We start from the raw sequence: 20,430 nt of genomic DNA on the forward strand, positions 1-20,430 counted from the left end.
ATAGAAATGGATGACCCAAAAAGCCAATTTATTCACAGCATGCGAAATCCACTTAATACGATTTCCGTGAATGCTGAATTGGGAAGGTTAACCTTGGAACGTACCGGTGATATACGAAAAGCAATCAGTATTTTTGAAACTATTTTGTTGGAGTGTCGTCAGTGCAGTCATTTACTGGATGGGCTATTGCATACGCGTTTTATTCGCGATGAGGGAATTCCCGAGGAGAAGGAATGAGCGATGTTTTATTAGGTGGAGGGGTATTATTCAACCAAAAAATTACCAATCGACTGCCTAATTCTGTATGGATAATGGCGCTTGCTGCTGCAATTACTTTTTTTGCTGTCAGCGCTGTGCTGGCTTATCGCTCCATTGATGTGATTACCCAAAACAATATTGCAATCAATAACACCCTGCAAACTGTCAATCTGATCAAGGATCTGAATCGTGAGTTGCTTGCGGCTGAATCTAGCCAGCGTGGATATTTGCTCACTAAAGATCCCGAGTATCTGGAGCCTTATCATCAAACCCTGAGCGTAGTAAATAAGCTGCTGATGCAGTTGGGGGATTCTACGGCAGCATTTCCTGAGCAGAAAACTTATTTCGCATCGCTGCGTGGTTATGTGGCAGATAAGGTCGGTGAAATGCAGCGTATTGTTGCGCTCACGGATCGCGAGGAAATTAGAGCTGCTATAAAACAAGTTAAAACAGATAAGGGCATTGAACTGATGCGTGCAATTTCCCAGTTGCTGGCAGAAATGGAGCAGCAGGAATTGCAGCAGTTATATAAAAGTAAAGCGATAGCAGCGGAAAACCGCGAATTTATAATAATGGCGCTGTTGTTAGCTAATGCTATAGGGCTGGCGTTATCGTTGGGTGTTTTTTATACCTGGTATCGCAACTCAACCAAGGTTGCAGAATTAAATTCTGCGTTGGCAAGTGCAAACGCAGAATTAGAGGAGAAGGTAGGTGTGCGCACTCAGGCACTCTTGCAATACTCAGAAGAACTACAGCGCAGTAATCGCGAGCTGGAAGAGTTTGCGTTTGTTGCATCTCACGATTTACAGGAGCCGCTGCGAAAAATACGGGCGTTTGGCGATAGGTTGCAGCAAAAATTTTCAGCCGAATTAGGTGAGGCGGGCGCTGATTATGTTGCACGTATGCAAGCGGCTTCTGAGCGTATGTCGGCTCTGATTGATGATTTGCTGAGCTTCTCCCGTGTTACTACCAAACAGCGTCCGTTTATTGCTGTGGATTTAAACGAGATTATGCACAGTGTTCTTGATGATCTTGATTTTGCAATTGAGGATAGTGGAGCCCAAATTCATATTGATCCACTGCCGATCATTGATGCAGATGGTCTGCAGATGACACAAGTATTTATGAATTTGATCACCAACAGCCTGAAATTTCATTTGCCCGATCACCGTCCTGTAGTCACAGTTACCAGCGAAAGCAATGTGGCTTCTCCTTTGGCTGATGATAATCGCCACTGGTGTAGGTTGCAGTTTGCCGATCAGGGGATTGGCTTTGAAGCCCAGTATGCTGAGCGCATATTTAGTTTGTTTCAGCGTTTGCATGGCCGGGATGAGTACTCTGGAACCGGTATAGGTTTGGCGCTATGCCGTAAAATTATTGAGCGGCATGGTGGCAGTATCTCTGCGCAAAGTGAGCCAGGTGAAGGTGCTGTATTTACTATTCTTTTACCCATGACACAAACGCCTATGGAGCCGCTGAAGGATCTTTTTGGTTACGTCACATAGCAGAATGAAGTCGCTATTATTTAAGGATCAACCTATGAATTCCCCCAGCAAAATACTCACTATTTTAATGGCTGATGATGATGCCGATGATCGCTTGTTGGCTCGCGAAGCCATGCATGAAAGTCGCGTATTGAATGAATTGTATTTTGTAGAGGATGGTGTGCAGTTACTGCGCTATTTGCGCGGAGAAGATGAATATGCTGATCGCAGCTTGTACCCAATGCCTGGTTTAATTCTGTTGGATTTAAATATGCCAAAAATGGATGGCCGCGAAGCATTGGCGCAAATCAAATCAGCTCCTGATTTGCGTCGTATTCCTGTTGTGATTTTGACTACGTCAACAGCCGAAGAGGATATGACAAAAGGCTATGAATTGGGCGCGGCTTCCTATATTGCTAAACCTGTTACTTTTGATGCACTGGTTGAACTAATGCGTACCCTGGGTAAATATTGGGTCGAATTTGTTGAATTACCCTAGCTGAAATTACAAGGCGTGTTTGCGATGCAAAATGTCAGGTTGCTCATCATCGATGATGATGAAGACGATTTTTTTCTGATCAAGGATTTATTAACTGACATTAGCCAAGGCTGTATGTTGGATTGGGCCTCCACCTATGAGGTAGGTCAATCTCAGTTGCAGCAAGACAAGCACGACCTGTGTTTAATGGATTACAAACTCGGTGCACGCGATGGTATTGAATTATTAAAATTTGCCCACGGTATTGGTTTTTCCGGCCCCATTATTTTGCTGACTGGCATTCACCAGATGGAGGTGGATCGCAAGGCACTACAAGCAGGTGCGGTGGATTATCTGGTGAAGTCCACACTGAGCGCCGAACAACTTGCGCGCGCTATTCGTTATGCTTTGGCGCGGCGCGATGTTGAACGCGAGCGGGTTGAGCGTTTAAAAGCGGAGGCCGAAAATCGCTCCAAGAGTGAATTCCTTGCGCATCTCAGTCACGAGTTGCGTACACCATTATCAGCGATTTTAGGTTTTACCGAGCTGCTATTGAATAAAACAACAGATGCTGAAAATGCGGCTCATCTTCGTATAGTGCATCGCAATGGGAAACATTTGCTCGGGTTGTTAAACGATATTCTCGATTTATCAAAAATCGAAGCGGGAAAGTTAGAGTTAGAAAAACAACCAGTTTCTTTTGCTGCCTTTCTTACGGATATTTATTTTTTAATGCAAGCGGCAGCGATTGATAAAAATCTGCAGTTGCGCATAGAGGCGCCTGAACCTTTACCCATTACTGTCAATACAGACCCTTTGCGCTTGCGGCAGATTCTGCTGAATTTAATGGGCAATGCCATAAAATTTACCAATCAGGGCGAAGTTCTACTCACTATTGACTGGCATGTTGAAGATGCAAAAAGAAAAATTCGTTTTTCTGTAAAAGATTCCGGCATAGGTATTTGTGAGGAGACACTGAAGGTGATATTTGAGCCTTTTGTGCAATCCAAAAATGCTCAGGTGCACCCGCGCTCCGGTACTGGTTTGGGGCTCACGATTAGCAAACAGCTGGTGGAGCGATTGGGTGGGCAGATTCAGGTTCGCAGCCAAATGGGTGAGGGCAGTGAATTCAGTTTTACTATGGCTGTGGATGAATTTGATGGTGCTGATACGGCATTGTTGTCATTCAACATGGAGCAGGCCAGCGAACAAAACGTGGAGGTGCCCCGCTTTTCCGGCCGTGTATTGGTCGCCGATGACCTGCGCGATATCCGTATGTTAATTGGTTATTTTGTGCAATTAACGGGAGCAGAAGTGATGTATGCGAGCAATGGCGCTGATGTAGTGCGTACTCTCAATACAGAAAAATCATTAGGGAGAAAACTTGATTTGGTATTGATGGATATTCATATGCCTGTGATGGATGGCCATCAAGCAGCGCAGCAATTAAGGCGAGAGGGTTTTTCCTTGCCGTTGGTGGCGTTGACTGCTGCGCATATGAAAGGCGATATGGATCGCTGCTTTGATTCCGGGTTCACTGCCTACTTGGGTAAACCTCTGGATCAGGCCCGGCTTTATAATTGTTTGTCCCGATTTTTACCTTCACATGCTGATACTGAATCGGCTGTTGGTGCTGAAGCCAAATCAATTTTAGTGGTAGAAGATGATGCCGATGCTCTAGCTGCTATGGGCGGGCTATTAACGCTATTGGGCTGGAAGGTATTTAGTGCTCAATCCGCTAATGAGGCGCTCTCTGTATTGCAAGTTGATTCAGTCCAGAGTGTTTTAGTGGATTTGCATTTACCGGATATGAACGGATATGAATGTGCCGCCAGAATCCATGAGCGACATCCTGATATACGCATCATTATTGCCAGCGGTGAGTTGGCCGATGCAAAGCGCTCTGTTGAGGCTGGCGTCTCCGCCAGTTTGTTAAAGCCGGTGAGTCTGGATCAGCTGGAAGCAATTTTGTTTTGAGTTTTGAGTTTTGTGATTTTTGGTTGATAAGTTGGTGAGTGTGCATAAAAAAATGCCCCGGTTGATTTCCTCAGCCGGGGCATTTTTTTCATCCAGTTAAATAAAATAGTTGGTTTATTTAGACCAGTCGGCATCCAGCTCAGAGCTTAACAATGTTCCGCGCAATGAGTTGGTGAGCGCCTCTTCAATCAAAATATCCGCAAACTTGCCAATCAAATCGGCGTTGTCACTGCGGAAGTTCACCACGCGGTTATTCTCACTGCGGCCACACAATTGCCCAGGGTCTTTTTTGGAGTAGCCGGTCACCAGAATACGCTCGGTATTGCCCACCATACGGCGGCTGATCGCCATGGCCTGTTGGGTAATGCGATCTTGCAGAATTGCCAAGCGATGTTTTTTCACTTCTTCCGGTGTGTCATCGGGTAAATCCGCCGCCGGTGTGCCGGGGCGCGGGCTGTAAATGAAGCTGTAAGAGGTATCAAAATCCATCTCGTGGATGAGTTTCATGGTCGCTTCAAAATCAGCGTCAGTTTCGCCGGGGAAGCCGATAATAAAGTCGGACGAGAAGCTGATATTCGGGCGATTCTTTTTAATGCGGCGCAGTTTGGATTTGTATTCCAACACTGTGTGACCGCGTTTCATTGCCATGAGAATACGATCGGAACCGCTTTGTACCGGCAGGTGCAGGTGGCTTACCAGCTCGGGAACTTGGTTATATACCTCGATCAAGGCATCGCTAAATTCCACCGGGTGCGAGGTGGTGAAGCGAATACGGTCGATGCCGTCGATAGCGGCGACATAGGTAATCAGTTCAGCCAAATCGACAAAGGTGCCGTCTTCGGCCGCGCCGCGATAGGCGTTTACGTTTTGCCCCAGCAGGTTCACTTCGCGCACACCTTGTTTGGCAAGGTGGATGATTTCTGCCATCACATCGGCCACTGGGCGGCTCACTTCTTCGCCGCGAGTGTAGGGCACCACGCAGAAGGTACAGTACTTGGAGCAGCCCTCCATAATGGACACAAACGCGCTCACGCCGTCCGCATCTGGTTGGGGCAAACGGTCAAATTTTTCAATTTCGGGGAAGCTCACGTCCACCACAACCACGCCGTTTTCACGTTTGGTTTCCATCATTTCCGGCAGGCGATGCAGGGTTTGCGGGCCAAAAATCAAATCCACGTAGGGAGCACGTTTGGCGATGGCTTCACCTTCCTGGCTCGCCACACAGCCGCCGACACCTATCACCAGCTCAGGGTTTTTCTTTTTCAGGTTCTTCCAGCGACCCAATTCATGGAACAGCTTTTCCTGGGCTTTTTCGCGGATTGAGCAGGTATTAATCAGGATTACGTCGGCTTCTTCCGGGTTCTCGGTAGGCACCATATTGTGCGATTCGCCCAGCAGATCCTTCATGCGTGCCGAATCATATTCATTCATTTGGCAGCCATGTGTTTTGATGTAGAGCTTTTTGATCGGCGTTTCGGTGGTGGACATCTCACTACTACCTGCTGGGAAAATTCACGGGGGCGTGTAAGCGCTTGCGGCTGATTAAAAAACACGCAGAAAAATAGGCGCGCATTATAGCCATCTTGCCCGGCAAAGCCTACACAAAAGCCCTTTGCCCTTGGTGCCGTGTTACCATGCGCGCCATTTTATTCAGTGCAGGTGCAACATGAGAAAGACATTCAAGCTTCAGGTGGAGGGCAAACACCCCGAGCGTTTGCTGGAGGCCATCAAACACGAAGTGCGCAAATACGTAAAACGCGAGCGCCGCAAAACCCTGCCCGCGGGGGTGGATTACTGGGCGTTCGACTGTAAGTTTGGCGCAACACAAGACACCGCCGAGCCGGTGCGTTTGGCTGAAATCACCAAAAAAATGGACGAAGTTGCGGCTGCTGGTGGCGAAAGCTTTTATGTAGAGATTCTGGCAACCCACGGCATTCGCAAGGCGCGCGCTGAGTTTGATGAGCTGGATGACGACGAAGACCTGAACGACTGATACAGTTTCAAGGCGACAAAAAGCCGCCCCCGAGTGATCGAGGGCGGCTTTTTTGTGGGCGCTACTTTTATCCCAGATTATTTCTTTTTCGGCCGCGTGGATGAGCCGAGTTTGCTCGCTGGGCGCGCATCTTTACTGCCTTTACGCACCGGCTTTTTAGCTGCGCTCAGGCCGCCCGCTGCGCCGGTTTTGCCAGTTTTGGCAAAGGCCGATTTTTTGGGGTTGCCCGCCTTGGATTTGCTGGCTGGTTTGGCCGCGAGCTTGAGCAGGCCGCTTTTGGGTTTGGTGATGGTTTTCACCACCTGCTCGGTGACTTCAAAACCTTTGATTTTCTCGCGGCGGATTTTGGTGCCTATCACTTCCTCGATCAGCGAGATCTTGTGCTCCTCCGCCGGTGTCACCAGCGAGATGGCCGTACCCTTGTGGCCAGCGCGACCGGTGCGGCCTACGCGGTGCACATAGTCCTCGGTAAAAAACGGCAGGTCGAGGTTCACCACAAAATCCAAGCCTTCAATATCCAAACCGCGCGCCGCCACTTCGGTGGCAACCAGTACTTGCAGTTTGTCCTCTTTGAACTCCTGCAGGGCGCGGCGGCGTGAGCCTTGGGTTTTCTCGCTGTGGATGACGGCAGCGTCCACCTTGTCTTCCTTCAATGCTTTGTACAGGTTTTCCGCTTCTTCGCGGGTGCTGCTGAACACCATTACCTGATGCCAGTTTTGCTCGCGCAATAAATGAATAAACAGCTCGTACTTGCGGCTGCTATCCACGGGGTAGAGCACGTGATCTACGGTTTCGGCGACTGAGTTGCGCTTGGAGATGGAAATCAGGGTAGGGCGATTCATCGCCTGCTTGGCCAAATTAGTCACCAAGGGTGAGCTGGTGGCGGAGAAAAACAGGGTCTGGTGTTTGCGCACTATGCTGGTGAGAATCGCGTGCATATCGGTCACAAACCCCATATCCATCATGCGGTCGGCTTCATCCAGCACGACAAATTCGGTTTTGGCGAGGTTGATGTTGCCCAGCGCCACATGCTCTTTCAGGCGGCCGGGAGTCGCAACCAGAATATCCACACCGGCGCGCAGCTTGGCGCTCTGGCCGGTAAGTTTGACCCCACCGTAGAGCGTGGCGATTTTAAACGGTGTGAACTGGGCGAATTGCTGCATAGCGGCGGCGATTTGCTCCACCAGCTCGCGCGTAGGCGCCAGCACCAGGGTGCGCACAAAACCCGCTTCTGTGCCCTTGGGTTTCTCCAGCATTTGCTGCAATACCGGCAAGCTGTAAGCGGCAGTTTTGCCGGTGCCGGTTTGGGCGGTGGCGAGCAGGTCTATGCCACGGCGTGCGGCAGGGATCGCCTCCTGCTGGATGGGGGTAAGGGTTTTAAAACCGATGACTTTAATGGCGTGAAGCAGTTCTTGGGCAAGGCCGAGAGAGGCAAAATTCATAACTAATCGACTACAAAAAGGGAAAGAAAGGAAAAAAGTGGCGCGCAGTATACCGGTTAATCCGTCGGCTTAGTTGGGCGATGGACTTGTATTGGCTATTTTTTATTCACTGGTGCTAATCACGCATGGCACTTGTGCTATCCTGCGCGCCCTTTCAAAACAGCCTTGAGTACAAGGTCTGTTTTAGTCGCGCAAGCGTATTATCAGCATTATCCACGCAGTAAAGAGCTATAGACTTATGGCAGTTAAACCCGTTTATAAAGTGATCTTCCACAACCAAGGTCAAGTGTACGAAGTGTTTTGCTCGGCAATTTATCAGAGCGAAATGTACGGCTTTATTGAAATTGAAGAGTTTGTGTTCGGCGAGCGCAGCGGTTTGTTAATCGACCCGGCCGAAGAAAAACTCAAAAACGAATTTGCCGGCGTGAAGCGTTCCTATATTCCTATGCACGCCATAGTGCGTATCGACGAGGTGGAAAAAGAAGGTCCCGCCAAAATTACCGAGGTTAAAGGTGGTGGCGACAAAATCGCCCAGTTCCCTTACAACAGCTTTATGCCGGGCCCGCCGTCTGCCGAATAAGGCCTGCATCAATTAGCGCAGGCGAATAGCGGCGCTTTTCTCGCTACACTTGCTCGATAAGCCTTCCTTTATCGAGCAAGTATTATGTGCCCAGCCCCCGCAACCACTCAGCCGCATCACCAACTGCATCTCGCCATAGATCAAGGCGGTCAAAGCACTCGTGTTGCGGTTTATACCCACAGCGGCGAACTGCGCTGTGTTTTTTCCTCCCCATGCGCCACCCAGCATTCGCAACCAGCGGGTTCGGCTTATGCGCACATTGAACAAAATCCGGCAGAGATTTTGGCAGGCATTCGCAGCAGCCTGCAAAACATTCAAGATCAATTAGGCGATGACCTGCGGCAGATTGTCAGCGCTGGTTTTGCGGGGCAGGGCTCATCACTTTTATGTTGGAATCAGCACACGGGTGAAGCACTCACCCCCGTGATCAGCTGGCAGGATATTCGCGGTCAAAGCTATTTGACTGACTTTCCGCTCACTCACACCCAACTGCAACAACTCACTGGCCTGCGTGCATCGCCACATTATGGTGCCAGCAAAATGCGTTGGTGTTTGGAGCATCACCCAGCGGTAATCGCGGCGCATAACAATCATTGTCTCAGTATTGGGCCGATTGTGAGTTATTTGTTTTGGCATTTGTTGCGCGATGATTTATCGCAAACACAGTCATCACCAACAAGTTCTGTGATAGATCCAGGTCACGCCCAGCGCACGCTGTTATGGAATTTGCAGGCGAATCAGTGGGAGCAAACCCTGCTGGATTTTTTTCAAATCCCGCGCGCCGTATTGCCCGAATGTTTGTACCACAACAGTCAGTTTGGTGATTTGCACTTGGGCGATCACTCCATTCCCTTTAAAGCCAGCGCGCGCGATCAAGGCGCTTCGCTGTTTGCGCGCGGTGTGCCGCAGGCGGGTTCGGTTTACATCAATATAGGCACAGGCGCTTTTATTCAGCGCTTGAGCGAAAACTTGCAAGTGCCTGAGGGTTTATTAGTAAGCCCACTCTGGTTCCCGCAGCGTTTTCCACAAATCCTTCAACAAAACGGACAACAGAAAAAATATTACGCTTGGGAAGCCACAGTAAACGGCGCTGCTGCCGCCTTACATTTTATGCAAGAACACACCGGCCTTGCGGTGACACCAACCGACATCAATGCCGCGCTACAACTAAACCCAATACACGATTGTTATTTATTAAACGCCGTTGGTGGTTTGAGCGCACCCTATTGGCGAACCGATTTAACCAGTCGTTTCAGCGACAATCTCTCGCCCCATGAAAAAATTCTGGCGTGGATTGAATCGGTTATTTTTCAAATTGTAATCAACGTGCAATTAATGAATGCACTGGGTGACACGCAAAAAATTATTATCAGCGGCGGCTTCAGCAAAGCCGATGCCGTCTGCCAAAAAATCGCCGACCTCACCAACGCTAACGTCCACCGCAGCGACAACCCTGATGCAACCTTGCAAGGCATTGCGTGCATGGCTGCCGGTTTGCCAGAGAGTTGGAGCCCACCACTGCAGGAGGATGTGTTTCACCCGCAACCTAACAGCGAATTAAAAAATCGTTTTGAAAAATGGCAGTTGGCGATGGCGGAGTGGTTGGATAGTCAAAATTAAATAAAAAAATTTTTACATTGTTAATTACAGGAAGGATTATGGAAAAAACAGCGCTGTACTACCGCTATCAACTAATCGAATTGCTCGCCTATTGGGAGGGGCGAGTCAACGCCAAAGACCTTGAGCAATATTTTAATCAAAGCCGCCAGCAGAGCAGTGCAGATATCAACAGCTATAAGGAGAAACTGCCGAACAATCTCTATTACGACAGTTCACGTAAAGCTTATATTCCAACGTCAGAATTTATTCCTCAATATATCACCGCTCAGCCAGATGACTACCTGCGCTGGCTTCACACCGGTCAATTGCATGAAGTGGGCGCGGCAGTAAGGCATACATCAATTTGTGAAGCATTGATATTACCTTCGCGCCTAATCGCACCAGAAACCATGCGCGGTTTAGTGGCGGCGATCCGTCAGCAAAAACGAATTGATGTGGATTATGTATCGCTCAGCAATCCTAATCGTGAAGGGCGCACTATCGCTCCGCACAGTTTTGTTAATACCGGTTTACGTTGGCATTTGCGTGCATGGTGTGAAAAATCTGGCGAGTATCGCGATTTTGTGCTCAGCCGTTTTCGCGGTACACCAGAATTGCGCGATAAAACCGAACACACTGCTGAAAATGATCAAGGCTGGAACACTCAAGTCACCATTATTTTGCAGCCCGACCCCCGTTTAAGCCCGCCAAAACGTCAAGTACTGGAAGATGACTACCAAATGCAAAATGGATTACTGCAGATCACCACCAAAGGTTGTCTGGTGCAGTATTTACTGCGCGAAATGCAAGTCAGCACCAAAATGCTGGACGGCACCCCCGAAGCGCAACAACTCGTATGTGTAAACCTGCCTGACATAAAACCCTGGTTGTTTGAGGGGTAATGCCCTGTAATTGCCAAAAACCTGCAAAGTCTGTTTACCTGTATTTTTGAGCAGGATTGCGCACTATTTTGATGTGTGTAAAGTCGGCCTATGCGAACACTATTGAACGGGGAAATCAGTGGAAAGTTATTTTCAGTATTGGGGGAAAGCAAAAAAAGACCCGCAGGCCGAAGGGCCGGATTATCACTTATTGCCATACCATTGTTTGGATGTGGCGGCGGTGGGTGAGGTTTGGTGGAACAACAGCCAGGTTATTCGTAATAGTTTTTTGCAGGTGACTGGTTTAAATGAGGCTCAGACTAAGGCTTGGGTCTTATTTTTTATTGCCTTGCATGACTACGGCAAGTTTGATGTGCGCTTTCAGCTCAAGGCTCCTCGTGCGTGGGAGCAGGTAAATTCAGCTATGAGTGGTTTAAATGCTGGATTAAACCAGAAAAAAATTAATCAGTATTATCATGGGCCTGCCGGAGTTTATTGGTTTTATCAAGATCTGGAAGAACGCTTTAAAAGTGATGGGCGGTTTGGTGACAATGAAGATTGGGCTGCATGGATAAGTTGGTTTGCACCAGTTGCAGGGCATCATGGTGCGATACCCGCTGCAAGTGAATCAAATGATGACGGATACGCGTTGCCGGTTAGTTGTGATACGTCCATTGTTGATTCTTTGATGTCTGCTCGTTTGGAATGGCTTCGATTACTTGAGGCCATTTTCCTGATTCCGGCAGGTCTTTCGCTTGCCGATAACCCCCCAGAAATAAAAACATCGCGCGGTTATGAAAACTCACAAACCATGTTGGCAGGTTTTTGTGCTGTATGTGATTGGATTGGCTCATCGGATTTTTTCCCTTATAACTCAGTTCCAATCAATGAAATCAGTACCTTAAAAACTTGGTATCAAAAACGACTTAAGCTGGCTTCTGATGCACTTTATGCTGCAGGTGTTATTAGCCAAATTAAACCTGACCCCAGCATTTCTAAATTGCTAGATGGTTATCAACCAAGGCAAATTCAGTGCTTGGTGAAAGGCTTACGGGTTGCCCAAAGCCTAACTTTGGTCGAGGCATCTACAGGTTCTGGAAAAACAGAAACTGCGCTCGCTTATGCTTGGGAGCTTTTAGCTTTGGGTTTGGCAGATAGCATTATCTTTGCGTTACCTACACAAGCAACTTCTAATGCGATGTTAAAACGGTTGGAGTTAGCTGCTCCGATATTGTTTGACAACACCGTCAATGTGATTTTGGCGCATGGCCGTGCAAGCTATCAGGATAACTTTATTAGGTTGAAAGAAGCGGTTATTCCCCAAACTGTACAGGCGGCGGACGAGGCATTGGTGCAGTGCGGGCAATGGTTGGCCCAGAGTCGTAAGCGCGTATTTCTGGGTCAAATTGGTGTTTGCACAATTGACCAGGTGCTGGTGTCGGTATTACCCATTAAGCATAAGTTTGTACGCGGTTTTGGCGTGGGGCGTAGCGTATTAATTGTTGATGAAGTGCATGCCTACGATAGTTATATGTATGGGTTGTTGACGGGTGTGTTGCAGCAGCAGCGCTTGGCGGGCGGGAGTGCGATTTTGCTTTCTGCTACTTTACCTGCGCACCAAAAGAAACAATTAACCGAGGCTTGGGGATCATCCTTTGACGAAAGTGAAAAATCCTATCCTTTAATCACTCAGTGCGTTAGCGCTGAAACAAGCTATTTCAATCTTGAGGAGTTGCCGGGGCAGCAACCTCAAGAAACTCAAGTTCATATCGAATTAATAGAAGACGAAAACATGTTTTCTAATTCATTGCTTGATCAGCGGATGCTTGATGCTGTTCGATCCGGTGCGCAGGTATGCCTAATTTGTAATTTGGTTGATGTGGCACAAAATACTTACCAGCGGCTGTTGGCCTTAATTAAACAAATTCCCGATTTAGACGTATCACAAATTGATATTTTTCATTCGCGTTTTGTGTTTGCTGATCGCCAAGTAAAAGAAAAGCGAGTAGTAGACCTGTTTGGAAAAAAGCCAGATCCAGAAGATGCAAGAGCGAAGGGGCATTTATTGATTGCTACGCAAGTTGTTGAGCAATCTTTAGATGTTGATTTTGACTGGTTAATTACTCAGTTGTGCCCAGTTGATTTACTTTTTCAGCGAATGGGTCGCTTGCATCGTCATAGTCGTAGTCGGCCATCTGGTTTTGAAAAAGCACTTTGTTCTGTGCTCGTGCCCACTTCAATTGACTATCAGCTGCATGCGCTAATTTATGGTAATAGTAGAGTTTTATGGCGAACGCATAAATTGTTGGAGCAAGCTGTTTTTGAGCAAAACTCTATTCTTTCTTTTCCGACAATTTACCGCGATTGGATTGAACCGGTTTATCATGAAGATGTTTGGCCTAATGAGCCTGCAGAAATTATTAAAAGTTATGACGAATATCTAAAACAAGCCAAGGCAAGCTGTTACACGGCAAAATTTAATATGAATCGTTCTTTTAGCATGGACGATACCGATGGTAATGCTGCGCTATTAACCCGAGATGGCGAGATGGGTTTAAACCTTGTACCTTATTTTTTAAATGCTAAGGGGAAGCGTAGTTTAATAAATGGATTAGTAGTGGATGAATTGCATGCAAGTGAAAAGTTCGAAAAAATCAATCTCAATACCGTATCTGTTCCTGCGAGCTGGTGGCGCAAAAAAACTGAACTTCCGCAACCGGACGAACTTGGGCTGATTTGGCTTGAATTTAAAAAATCAAATAACGAGCTGACTACGGTTTTCGGTGAATGGTGCTACAACTATCACTCGACTACTGGCTTACAAAGAAAAGCAATTAACGAAAAGGATGCTATATGAATTTATTGACGGATTCATGGATACCTATTCAGCAAGCAGGTGTTCAAGAAAAGATCACATTAGAGCAATTGCTCTGTGGTGAAAAAGAGGGGGATTTATGTCTTCCGCGGGATGATATGGAGTTTGCATGCCTGCAGTTGTTGGCATCATTAACGCAAGTGCTGTTTATTCCCACTGATAAAAAAGACTTAATTGAGAAAATTACGAAACCTTTAAGTCACCAACAATATGCTATTGGTTGTGAGAATAAGCTTGAGTGGTTTGATTTAGATCACCCTGAGACGCCTTTTATGCAATTCAAGGGAGTTAGCGCTAAGGAAGTTACAAACTTCGTGAAGCTTATGGCTGGTTTGGATGATGGAACAAATAAGGTTTTTGTAAATCCGTTTGGAGTTGCAAATTCACTCTGCGGAGGCTGCGCTGCAATTGCTCTTTTTAATACGGCAAATAATAGTCCAAATCTTGGTGGGGGATTCAAGGCTGGGATCAGAGGGAATGTTCCTATAACTGTCATGCTAAAAGGCAGCACACTGCGCGAAACCATTTGGTTTAATACCCTAACTGAGGATTCGTTAGATGGGTTTATTTTTTGGCATAGAGAAACAAGTTCTCAGACTCCGAACTATGTAGAAAAGGTTGCAAGTAAAGAAAAAATTAATATTAATTCCGTGGGTTTAACTAGAGGACTTTTTTGGCAAGGGACTCATTTTGAATTGCTTAAAAATAATACAGTTGGTGTGTGCAGTTGTTGTGGCTTCGAAGGCGATTTGTACTGTGGTTTTAATAAAGAAAAATTTGATTACACAATTGAAGGGCTTTGGCCTCATCCATATAGCCCGCGTATGTTCTCTGTTAAAAAAGGTGAGAAAAAAGAGTACATCCCATCTTTTTCCAAGCATCAACCTGCATGGACGCATTTGGCTAAGTTCATAGCGACTGATATTGGTGAAAAAGAAGGCTATGAAGAAGTGCCTGTAATTACACAATACAAAAATTATCGTTTTGGAGTAGTAACTCTAGCTGTCGGTGGTTATTGCAATAATAAGGCAATGATTGAAGAGCGTCGGCATGAAATCTATTCTTTGGCTGATGGGTGGGAATCTAATCAGATTCTAATAAATCAATTGATACAAACTGCACTTGATTATAAAGATGCGCTTTACAATTCCCTGAACCTTTTTTGTCACGGGTATAAGAACAAAAAAAATCCGGAGAAGAGCGTCGCCGGTACTGGTGTTGATTTGGTGCCAAAATTTATTGGCTTGTTCTATAAAAATTCAGAAGCATTAGTTCATGCTGTTCTTGCTTCCATAAAATTTGATAATCCCCAAGAAGACATAAGCGAGTTTTTATCAAGTCTTAGGACGCTTGTTGTGGATCTATTCAATCAAGCTACTGATCCTTACCAGCAAGAGCCAAAAATGCTGAAAGCCTTAGCGGTTTCTCGAAGTAAATTAATCAATGTGCATCTTAAAAATCTTGAAACATTGCAAGGAGTTGAACGTGAGTGATTCTAATGATCCCGACTTTATAGGAATGTATGAGCGTTACAAAGGTTTAAAACCTGGGTACAAAGCGGAACTTCGCAGAGTAGTCAGTATTCAGGATTTGGTAGAGGTGCCTGCATTTTACATGCTGCTGCAAGGGCGTGAAGGTAAGCCCTCAATGCAGCGGGTACTTTACTGTTTGCCTTGTATAAAGCATGAATCCAATGGTATGAGCCTAGGCCAAGCGCTCGCAGAAGCCAACGTCAGTGAGAAGCGACTTTTCACAGTTGTTCGTTCACAAGCTCCTAATGACTTAGTTCAGCTGCGCAGGTTGTTGCAAATGACGGAGCCTGTTGTTGATTGGTTAAAAGCTGCTAAAACATTCTATTTTTGGAATGATCAGGCGAAGCGTAAATTGTTAGAAGATTACTTTACCTATAAAAGTAATCCTTAATTCTTTAAGTTAATTAATTTCTAAAAATTTTATCAAGGAAAATCGTATGACTAAGAATTTTGTTAATTTTCATGTGTTAATTTCTCATAGCCCGTCATGTTTAAATCGTGATGATATGAATATGCAAAAATCGGCGATGTTTGGTGGCAAACGCCGTGTACGCATTTCTAGTCAGAGTTTAAAGCGTGCAATGCGAGTGAGTGATTACTATAAGAAACACTTTCCGGAGAAATCTATAAGAACTCGACAGTTGGATCTTCTGCGCCAAGAGCTTGAAAGTATTCTTGGAAAGGATGAGTCGTTTGATCTTGGCTTGGAATGGGTGGCTAAATCAATTGAAGTATTTTCAAGTAAAGTTGTAGATTCAGGTGACGAAGAAGACGGTGGCGACGATGAAGTGGCGACGGATTCAAAAAAAGTTGCTGTGGCTCCTTGGTCGATTTCAGAATTTAAATATCTCTGTACAAAGGTAAAAGAAGTCTATGAAACGCCATTGTCTGAAAAGGAATTAGATCAACTTCAAAAGTCTATTGAAAAAGAAAATGCAAGAAAAGCTACTGCAAAAAAGCCTAAATTATCTAATGCTGAAATAAAAGATCAGTTTTTGCTCAAAAAAATTAAATCAGTTCTTTCTGACAACACAGATGCATTGGCGAATGCGTGTGGCAAAGCAATGGATATAGCCCTTTCGGGGCGTATGGCTACCTCAGGTTTAATGACAAATATAGATGGTGCCCTCGCCGTAGCTCACGCTATTACCACTCATTCCGTCGATGCCGATATTGATTGGTTTACAGCAGTGGATGATTTGCAAGAACTTGGCTCCGGCCATTTGGACACCCAAGAGTTTTCATCGGGCGTTTTTTACCGTTATGCGAGCTTAAACATTGCTCAGTTGCAAAAAAATCTTGGCGATGCTCCACGTGAGAAAGCCTTGGAAATTGCAGCGCATGTCTTGCATATGCTGGCCACTGAAGTGCCAAGTGCAAAACAACAAAGTTTTGCAGCGCATAACCTTGCAGATCAAGCCTTGGTCAGTTTTTCTGACCAGCCAATTTCATTAGCAAATGCATTTGAGCAGCCAATTAAAGCTGATTCAGGTGGTGGGTTTCGTACACCATCCGTTAAAAAACTAAATGAATACTGGGATAAAACGCATCGCGGTTATGGGTTGGATGAAAGCTGTGCAGAGTTTTCTTTGGAGGAGATAGATCTTCCTACAGGAATTGAACGCAAATCATCCTTACCTGATTTGGAAGCTTGGGTTCGCAATGATGGGACAGCCTTGGAGGCGTAACCATGCAGGATTATTTGATTTTAAAACTTGATGGAGTTTTGCAGGCGTGGGGGCGAGAAAGTTTTGAGGGTTTACGACCATCAGAGCTTTTTCCTGGGCGCAGTGCTCTGTTGGGATTGATTGGAGCTTGCTTGGGTATTGATCGGCTTGATCAAAGCTCACAGCAAGCCTTGGTGCTTAGTATAGGTTTTGCGGTGCGGGTGGATCAGCAAGGTCAAAAAATGACTGACTACCACACCGTTAAAGATGCGCGTGTGGATTATCACGGTTTAAAAACACACGACACTATTCAAACGTGGCGGGAGTATTGGCAAGACGCCAAATACACATTGGCGATTTGGAATACTGAAAACGCAACAATTCTTTTATCTCAGGTGAAAGCTGCGATTCAAAAACCCATATATACACCTGTATTGGGTCGTCGTAGTTGCGCATTGTCACGCCCACTTTTTGAATGTGAAGTTATTGCGGCGAATCATCTTGAAGCGTTGGCTTTAGTGGAGCCGTTTGGTGGCACTGTTTATGCTGATGTATCTAGTACAAATTCCATCCCGCTGAAAAAACGCGATGTACCAATCATTCATCAGCCACGTCAATTCGCCAGTCGCATGGTGTATATGAGTAAGGCAAAAGGAGATTCACGTGTACTTGAGTAAAGTTCAACTAGGTTGGGAGCATGCTAAAAATCCGTATGAACTGCACAAAGCTCTTTGGCAATTGTTTCCTGACCGACCCGATGAAAATAGAAGTTTTTTATTTCGCGTCGAAAATGTTGTCAAAAACCAATCAGCACAATTGTTGATGCAGTCTGTGGATAAGCCCATGGCTGGTGCTAAGGGTGAATTGTTGGCTTGCAGAGAGATTCCCTTGCAGCTGCATGAAGGTCAGTTTTTACGTTTTCGTTTGCGTGCTAATCCGATTAAAACAATTAAAGATGCCGAAAAGGGCGTTGTGGAAAAAAAGGGGAAAAGTTTTACCCGAACTGCACGGGTTCCTTTGATCCATGAAGAGCAACAACAGGCATGGCTTGAGCGAAAATTTGAGAATATTGCATTGTTGCAGTCTTTAAATATTCAGAAGGAGTTGGTTCTTAATTTTCGCAAGCATAAGGAACAGCGTAGCGGAAAAATTCAAACTGTTTTATTCGATGGTGTCTTGCAGGTACTAAACCCCACAGCTTTGATAGCAATGATGGAGCAGGGCATCGGCCCAGCCAAATCCTTTGGGTGTGGAATGTTGTCCATAGCTCCTGCCTGATATGTCGTATGCAAACCCGTCTTATTCCACGGGTTTAGCTACATCTGCTTGAAAAACAACCACCCAGCGCGCAAAATGTGCCAACACTTGTTGGCACAATAGAGGTTTTTATGGAGATGTTTACGGTTCGTGACCTGCGCAATCGCACAGGGGAGCTTATCCGCGAGGCGGAGTTGGGGCATTTGTCGCTTATCACCAAACATGGGCAGCCGGTATTTGTGGCGGTGCCGTTTGATGATGCTTTGTTGGAGTCTGGTGTTGGGATGTCGCTTGCCATACGGTTGTTTGCCAGCCAGCAGGCAACGCTGGTGCAGGCCGCGCGCGTGGCGGGGGTATCTGCCTCGGAAATGATGGATATATTGGCCGAGAAAAAAATCCCTATCGTTGATTACTCAAAGGAAGAGTTAGCGGATGAGCTTGAGCAATTTAAGGATTAATCAATTATTGGTGGCAGACACCAGCCCGTTGTTGGCGTTGGCTCGGTTGGATTTTTTAACCTTATTAAGCCAATTATTTTCTTCAGTCTGTGTTACTCAAACCGTTATCGCTGAGTGCCTTGCGAAACCTGAATCTAGCGATGCTCTGCGTATCAAAGAGGCCTTGGCTGATGGTCGTTTGATCATCGTAGATGACCCTGTGGTTAGAACATCGCTCAAACACTTGGACGTTGGGGAAATGTCTGCATTGGAATATGCAATCCAACACTCCGCGACAATTCTTATCGATGAGCGGGCAGGGCGTTTGGCGGCGAAGGCGCATCATTTAAATGTTGTCGGTACACTGGGCATTTTGCTGTTGGCGAAGCGAAAGGGATTTTTACTAAGCATCAAACCAAAAATCTATGAGCTTAGAGATTCTGGATATTTTATTAGTGAAACTCTAATCGCATCTGTGTTGGAGCTAGCCAATGAGTGATATTCCACCACCTCCGCTAAAACCCCTGCCAATGAAAGATCGCATCTCCATGATGTTTATCCAATACGGCCAAATTGATGTGGTCGATGGTGCTTTTGTAGTCATCGATCAAACGGGTATTCGCACTCATATTCCTGTCGGTTCGGTGGCCTGTTTAATGTTGGAGCCAGGTACACGCGTTTCCCATGCGGCAGTAAAGTTGGCGAGTACAGTGGGAACATTATTGGTGTGGGTGGGCGAGGCGGGTGTGCGTTTGTATGCATCCGGCCAGCCGGGTGGCGCGCGTGCAGACCGGTTGTTGTATCAAGCCAAACTTGCATTGGATGATGATTTACGTTTGAAAGTTGTACGCAAAATGTATGAGCTGCGGTTTGGTGAGGCGCCACCGCAACGGCGTAGTGTTGAGCAGTTACGCGGCATTGAAGGTGCGCGAGTGCGTGAGACTTATAGGCTGCTAGCGAAGCAGTATGGTGTGCAGTGGAATGGCCGCAATTACGATGTAAAAGATTGGGAGAAGGGCGATATTGCCAACCAATGTTTGTCGGCGGCGACGTCTTGTTTGTATGGCATCACCGAGGCGGCGGTACTGGCCGCAGGTTATGCACCGGCAGTGGGTTTTATCCATACAGGAAAGCCACTGTCGTTTGTGTATGACATTGCGGATATTTTTAAATTTGATTCCGTTGTGCCCATCGCGTTTCGTATCGCCGGTAAAAAACCACACAACCCAGATCGCGAAGTGCGCTTGGCATGCCGCGATATTTTTCGCAGCAGCCATATTCTTGAAAAAATCATTCCCACTATTGAAGAAGTGCTTGCGGCAGGTGAAATAAAACCACCGGAAATACCCCCCGAATCTGTCGCACCGGCCATTCCTAATCCCGATGGTTTGGGTGATGAAGGACATCGCACGAAATGAGCATGTTAATGGTGGTGACTGAAAACGTTCCGCCCCGTTTGCGGGGTCGCCTTGCGGTGTGGTTGTTGGAGGTGAGGGCGGGTGTGTATGTGGGCGATGTCACTCGCCGCGTGCGTGAAATGATTTGGCAGCAATGCGAAAAAATGATCGAAGACGGCAATATCGTCATGGCGTGGGTAACGAATACGGAATCTGGCTTTGACTTTCAAACACTAGGTAACAATCGTCGGATTCCGGTGGATTTTGATGGGCTGCGCTTAGTGTCTTTCCTCCCTCCAGATAAAAAAGCTGATCCCATTTGACACATCATCAATATTTATGAGTGGTGTGTTTTTGCTCTTTAAAAATCGGTAAGATTCCGCAACCCATTTTTCTTTCGGTAGATCAATGGGTTGCATCAAGTGCGTTCCCCACATGCGTGGGGATGAACCGCGCCGCCGCGCCGCACAGCGCGCAACAAATAGGCGTTCCCCACATGCGTGGGGATGAACCGAAGATGTCAACTCCGAGAAAGCCCCCAGCAAAGCGTTCCCCACATGCGTGGGGATGAAC

General features: G+C 46.5%; 20 protein-coding genes and 1 CRISPR repeat array (1 of these 21 cut by a window edge). Of the genes, 18 read left to right on the plus strand and 2 right to left on the minus strand.

The genetic code is table 11. The features are described from left to right. The first annotated feature begins 6 nt into the window (after positions 1 to 6). The 4 genes from ACFODX_RS15580 to ACFODX_RS15595 are packed head-to-tail and all read left to right on the plus strand — an operon-like array spanning position 7 to position 4,197. Positions 7 to 237, plus strand: a complete 231-nt coding sequence (locus ACFODX_RS15580; RefSeq protein ID WP_378120822.1) for a histidine kinase — start codon at positions 7 to 9, stop codon at positions 235 to 237. Next, a complete protein-coding gene (locus ACFODX_RS15585; RefSeq protein WP_378120824.1) occupies positions 234 to 1,763 on the plus strand; it encodes a sensor histidine kinase in 1,530 nt (509 codons plus the stop codon). The genes ACFODX_RS15580 and ACFODX_RS15585 overlap by 4 nt, the downstream gene beginning before the upstream one ends. 34 nt (positions 1,764 to 1,797) lie before the next feature. Continuing rightward, entirely contained in the window at positions 1,798 to 2,241 is a 444-nt protein-coding gene (locus tag ACFODX_RS15590; RefSeq protein ID WP_378120826.1) for a response regulator, read from the plus strand. Between the two features lie 24 nt (positions 2,242 to 2,265). Beyond that, on the plus strand, positions 2,266 to 4,197 hold the full coding sequence (locus ACFODX_RS15595) for a response regulator (RefSeq protein ID WP_378120828.1): 1,932 nt from the start codon (positions 2,266 to 2,268) through the stop codon (positions 4,195 to 4,197). Positions 4,198 to 4,311: 114 nt separating this feature from the next. Here the strand turns inward: ACFODX_RS15595 and miaB are convergent, their stop codons facing one another. Beyond that, positions 4,312 to 5,685 (minus strand): tRNA (N6-isopentenyl adenosine(37)-C2)-methylthiotransferase MiaB, encoded by a 1,374-nt coding sequence (gene miaB / locus ACFODX_RS15600; protein ID WP_378120830.1) that lies wholly within the window; start codon positions 5,683 to 5,685, stop codon positions 4,312 to 4,314. Between the two features lie 178 nt (positions 5,686 to 5,863). Here miaB and ACFODX_RS15605 point away from each other — a divergent pair, with 178 nt between their 5' ends. Beyond that, positions 5,864 to 6,190 (plus strand): DUF6172 family protein, encoded by a 327-nt coding sequence (locus tag ACFODX_RS15605; protein WP_378120832.1) that lies wholly within the window; start codon positions 5,864 to 5,866, stop codon positions 6,188 to 6,190. Positions 6,191 to 6,267: 77 nt separating this feature from the next. On the opposite strand, the gene ACFODX_RS15610 is transcribed toward ACFODX_RS15605, so the two are convergent. Next, positions 6,268 to 7,632: a DEAD/DEAH box helicase gene (locus tag ACFODX_RS15610; RefSeq protein ID WP_378120834.1), complete on the minus strand. Its 1,365-nt coding sequence runs from the start codon at positions 7,630 to 7,632 to the stop codon at positions 6,268 to 6,270. Between the two features lie 238 nt (positions 7,633 to 7,870). Here ACFODX_RS15610 and ACFODX_RS15615 point away from each other — a divergent pair, with 238 nt between their 5' ends. The 13 genes from ACFODX_RS15615 (at position 7,871) to cas2e (ending at position 20,180) form a co-directional block, all read left to right on the plus strand. Continuing rightward, positions 7,871 to 8,212: a DUF1820 family protein gene (locus ACFODX_RS15615; RefSeq protein ID WP_378120837.1), complete on the plus strand. Its 342-nt coding sequence runs from the start codon at positions 7,871 to 7,873 to the stop codon at positions 8,210 to 8,212. Between the two features lie 84 nt (positions 8,213 to 8,296). Further along, positions 8,297 to 9,832: an FGGY family carbohydrate kinase gene (locus ACFODX_RS15620; RefSeq protein ID WP_378120839.1), complete on the plus strand. Its 1,536-nt coding sequence runs from the start codon at positions 8,297 to 8,299 to the stop codon at positions 9,830 to 9,832. A 38-nt stretch (positions 9,833 to 9,870) separates the two neighbouring features. Then, the gene (locus tag ACFODX_RS15625; RefSeq protein ID WP_378120841.1) at positions 9,871 to 10,713 is read left to right on the plus strand and encodes a helix-turn-helix transcriptional regulator; all 843 of its coding nucleotides are present in this window, start codon (positions 9,871 to 9,873) and stop codon (positions 10,711 to 10,713) included. Between the two features lie 118 nt (positions 10,714 to 10,831). Then, on the plus strand, positions 10,832 to 13,549 hold the full coding sequence (gene cas3, locus ACFODX_RS15630; protein ID WP_378120844.1) for a CRISPR-associated helicase/endonuclease Cas3: 2,718 nt from the start codon (positions 10,832 to 10,834) through the stop codon (positions 13,547 to 13,549). Next, positions 13,546 to 15,060 carry a type I-E CRISPR-associated protein Cse1/CasA gene (casA, locus tag ACFODX_RS15635; protein WP_378120846.1) on the plus strand — a complete coding sequence of 505 codons (1,515 nt, stop codon included), beginning with the start codon at positions 13,546 to 13,548 and terminating at the stop codon, positions 15,058 to 15,060. Before cas3 ends, casA begins: the two co-directional genes overlap by 4 nt. After that, entirely contained in the window at positions 15,053 to 15,490 is a 438-nt protein-coding gene (gene casB, locus ACFODX_RS15640; protein WP_378120848.1) for a type I-E CRISPR-associated protein Cse2/CasB, read from the plus strand. The genes casA and casB overlap by 8 nt, the downstream gene beginning before the upstream one ends. A gap of 46 nt (positions 15,491 to 15,536) precedes the next feature. Beyond that, on the plus strand, positions 15,537 to 16,787 hold the full coding sequence (gene cas7e / locus ACFODX_RS15645) for a type I-E CRISPR-associated protein Cas7/Cse4/CasC (RefSeq protein ID WP_378120850.1): 1,251 nt from the start codon (positions 15,537 to 15,539) through the stop codon (positions 16,785 to 16,787). A 2-nt stretch (positions 16,788 to 16,789) separates the two neighbouring features. Further along, the gene (gene cas5e, locus ACFODX_RS15650; protein ID WP_378120852.1) at positions 16,790 to 17,443 is read left to right on the plus strand and encodes a type I-E CRISPR-associated protein Cas5/CasD; all 654 of its coding nucleotides are present in this window, start codon (positions 16,790 to 16,792) and stop codon (positions 17,441 to 17,443) included. After that, positions 17,436 to 18,044 (plus strand): type I-E CRISPR-associated protein Cas6/Cse3/CasE, encoded by a 609-nt coding sequence (gene cas6e / locus ACFODX_RS15655; protein WP_378120854.1) that lies wholly within the window; start codon positions 17,436 to 17,438, stop codon positions 18,042 to 18,044. The genes cas5e and cas6e overlap by 8 nt, the downstream gene beginning before the upstream one ends. 116 nt (positions 18,045 to 18,160) lie before the next feature. Further along, positions 18,161 to 18,481: a type II toxin-antitoxin system prevent-host-death family antitoxin gene (locus tag ACFODX_RS15660; RefSeq protein ID WP_378120856.1), complete on the plus strand. Its 321-nt coding sequence runs from the start codon at positions 18,161 to 18,163 to the stop codon at positions 18,479 to 18,481. Then, complete coding sequence (locus tag ACFODX_RS15665; RefSeq protein ID WP_378120858.1) at positions 18,456 to 18,959, plus strand: DUF3368 domain-containing protein; 504 nt, start codon at positions 18,456 to 18,458, stop codon at positions 18,957 to 18,959. Before ACFODX_RS15660 ends, ACFODX_RS15665 begins: the two co-directional genes overlap by 26 nt. Then, the gene (cas1e, locus tag ACFODX_RS15670) at positions 18,952 to 19,878 is read left to right on the plus strand and encodes a type I-E CRISPR-associated endonuclease Cas1e (RefSeq protein ID WP_378120860.1); all 927 of its coding nucleotides are present in this window, start codon (positions 18,952 to 18,954) and stop codon (positions 19,876 to 19,878) included. The genes ACFODX_RS15665 and cas1e overlap by 8 nt, the downstream gene beginning before the upstream one ends. Beyond that, positions 19,875 to 20,180 (plus strand): type I-E CRISPR-associated endoribonuclease Cas2e, encoded by a 306-nt coding sequence (cas2e, locus tag ACFODX_RS15675; RefSeq protein ID WP_378120862.1) that lies wholly within the window; start codon positions 19,875 to 19,877, stop codon positions 20,178 to 20,180. The genes cas1e and cas2e overlap by 4 nt, the downstream gene beginning before the upstream one ends. 101 nt (positions 20,181 to 20,281) lie before the next feature. Then, a CRISPR array of direct repeats spans positions 20,282 to 20,430; the repeat unit is 29 nt; unit sequence GCGTTCCCCACATGCGTGGGGATGAACCG; it runs 978 nt beyond the window's last position.

The sequence above is a fragment of the Cellvibrio fontiphilus genome, assembly GCF_042646205.1.
GTDB classification, from domain to species: domain Bacteria; phylum Pseudomonadota; class Gammaproteobacteria; order Pseudomonadales; family Cellvibrionaceae; genus Cellvibrio; species Cellvibrio fontiphilus_A.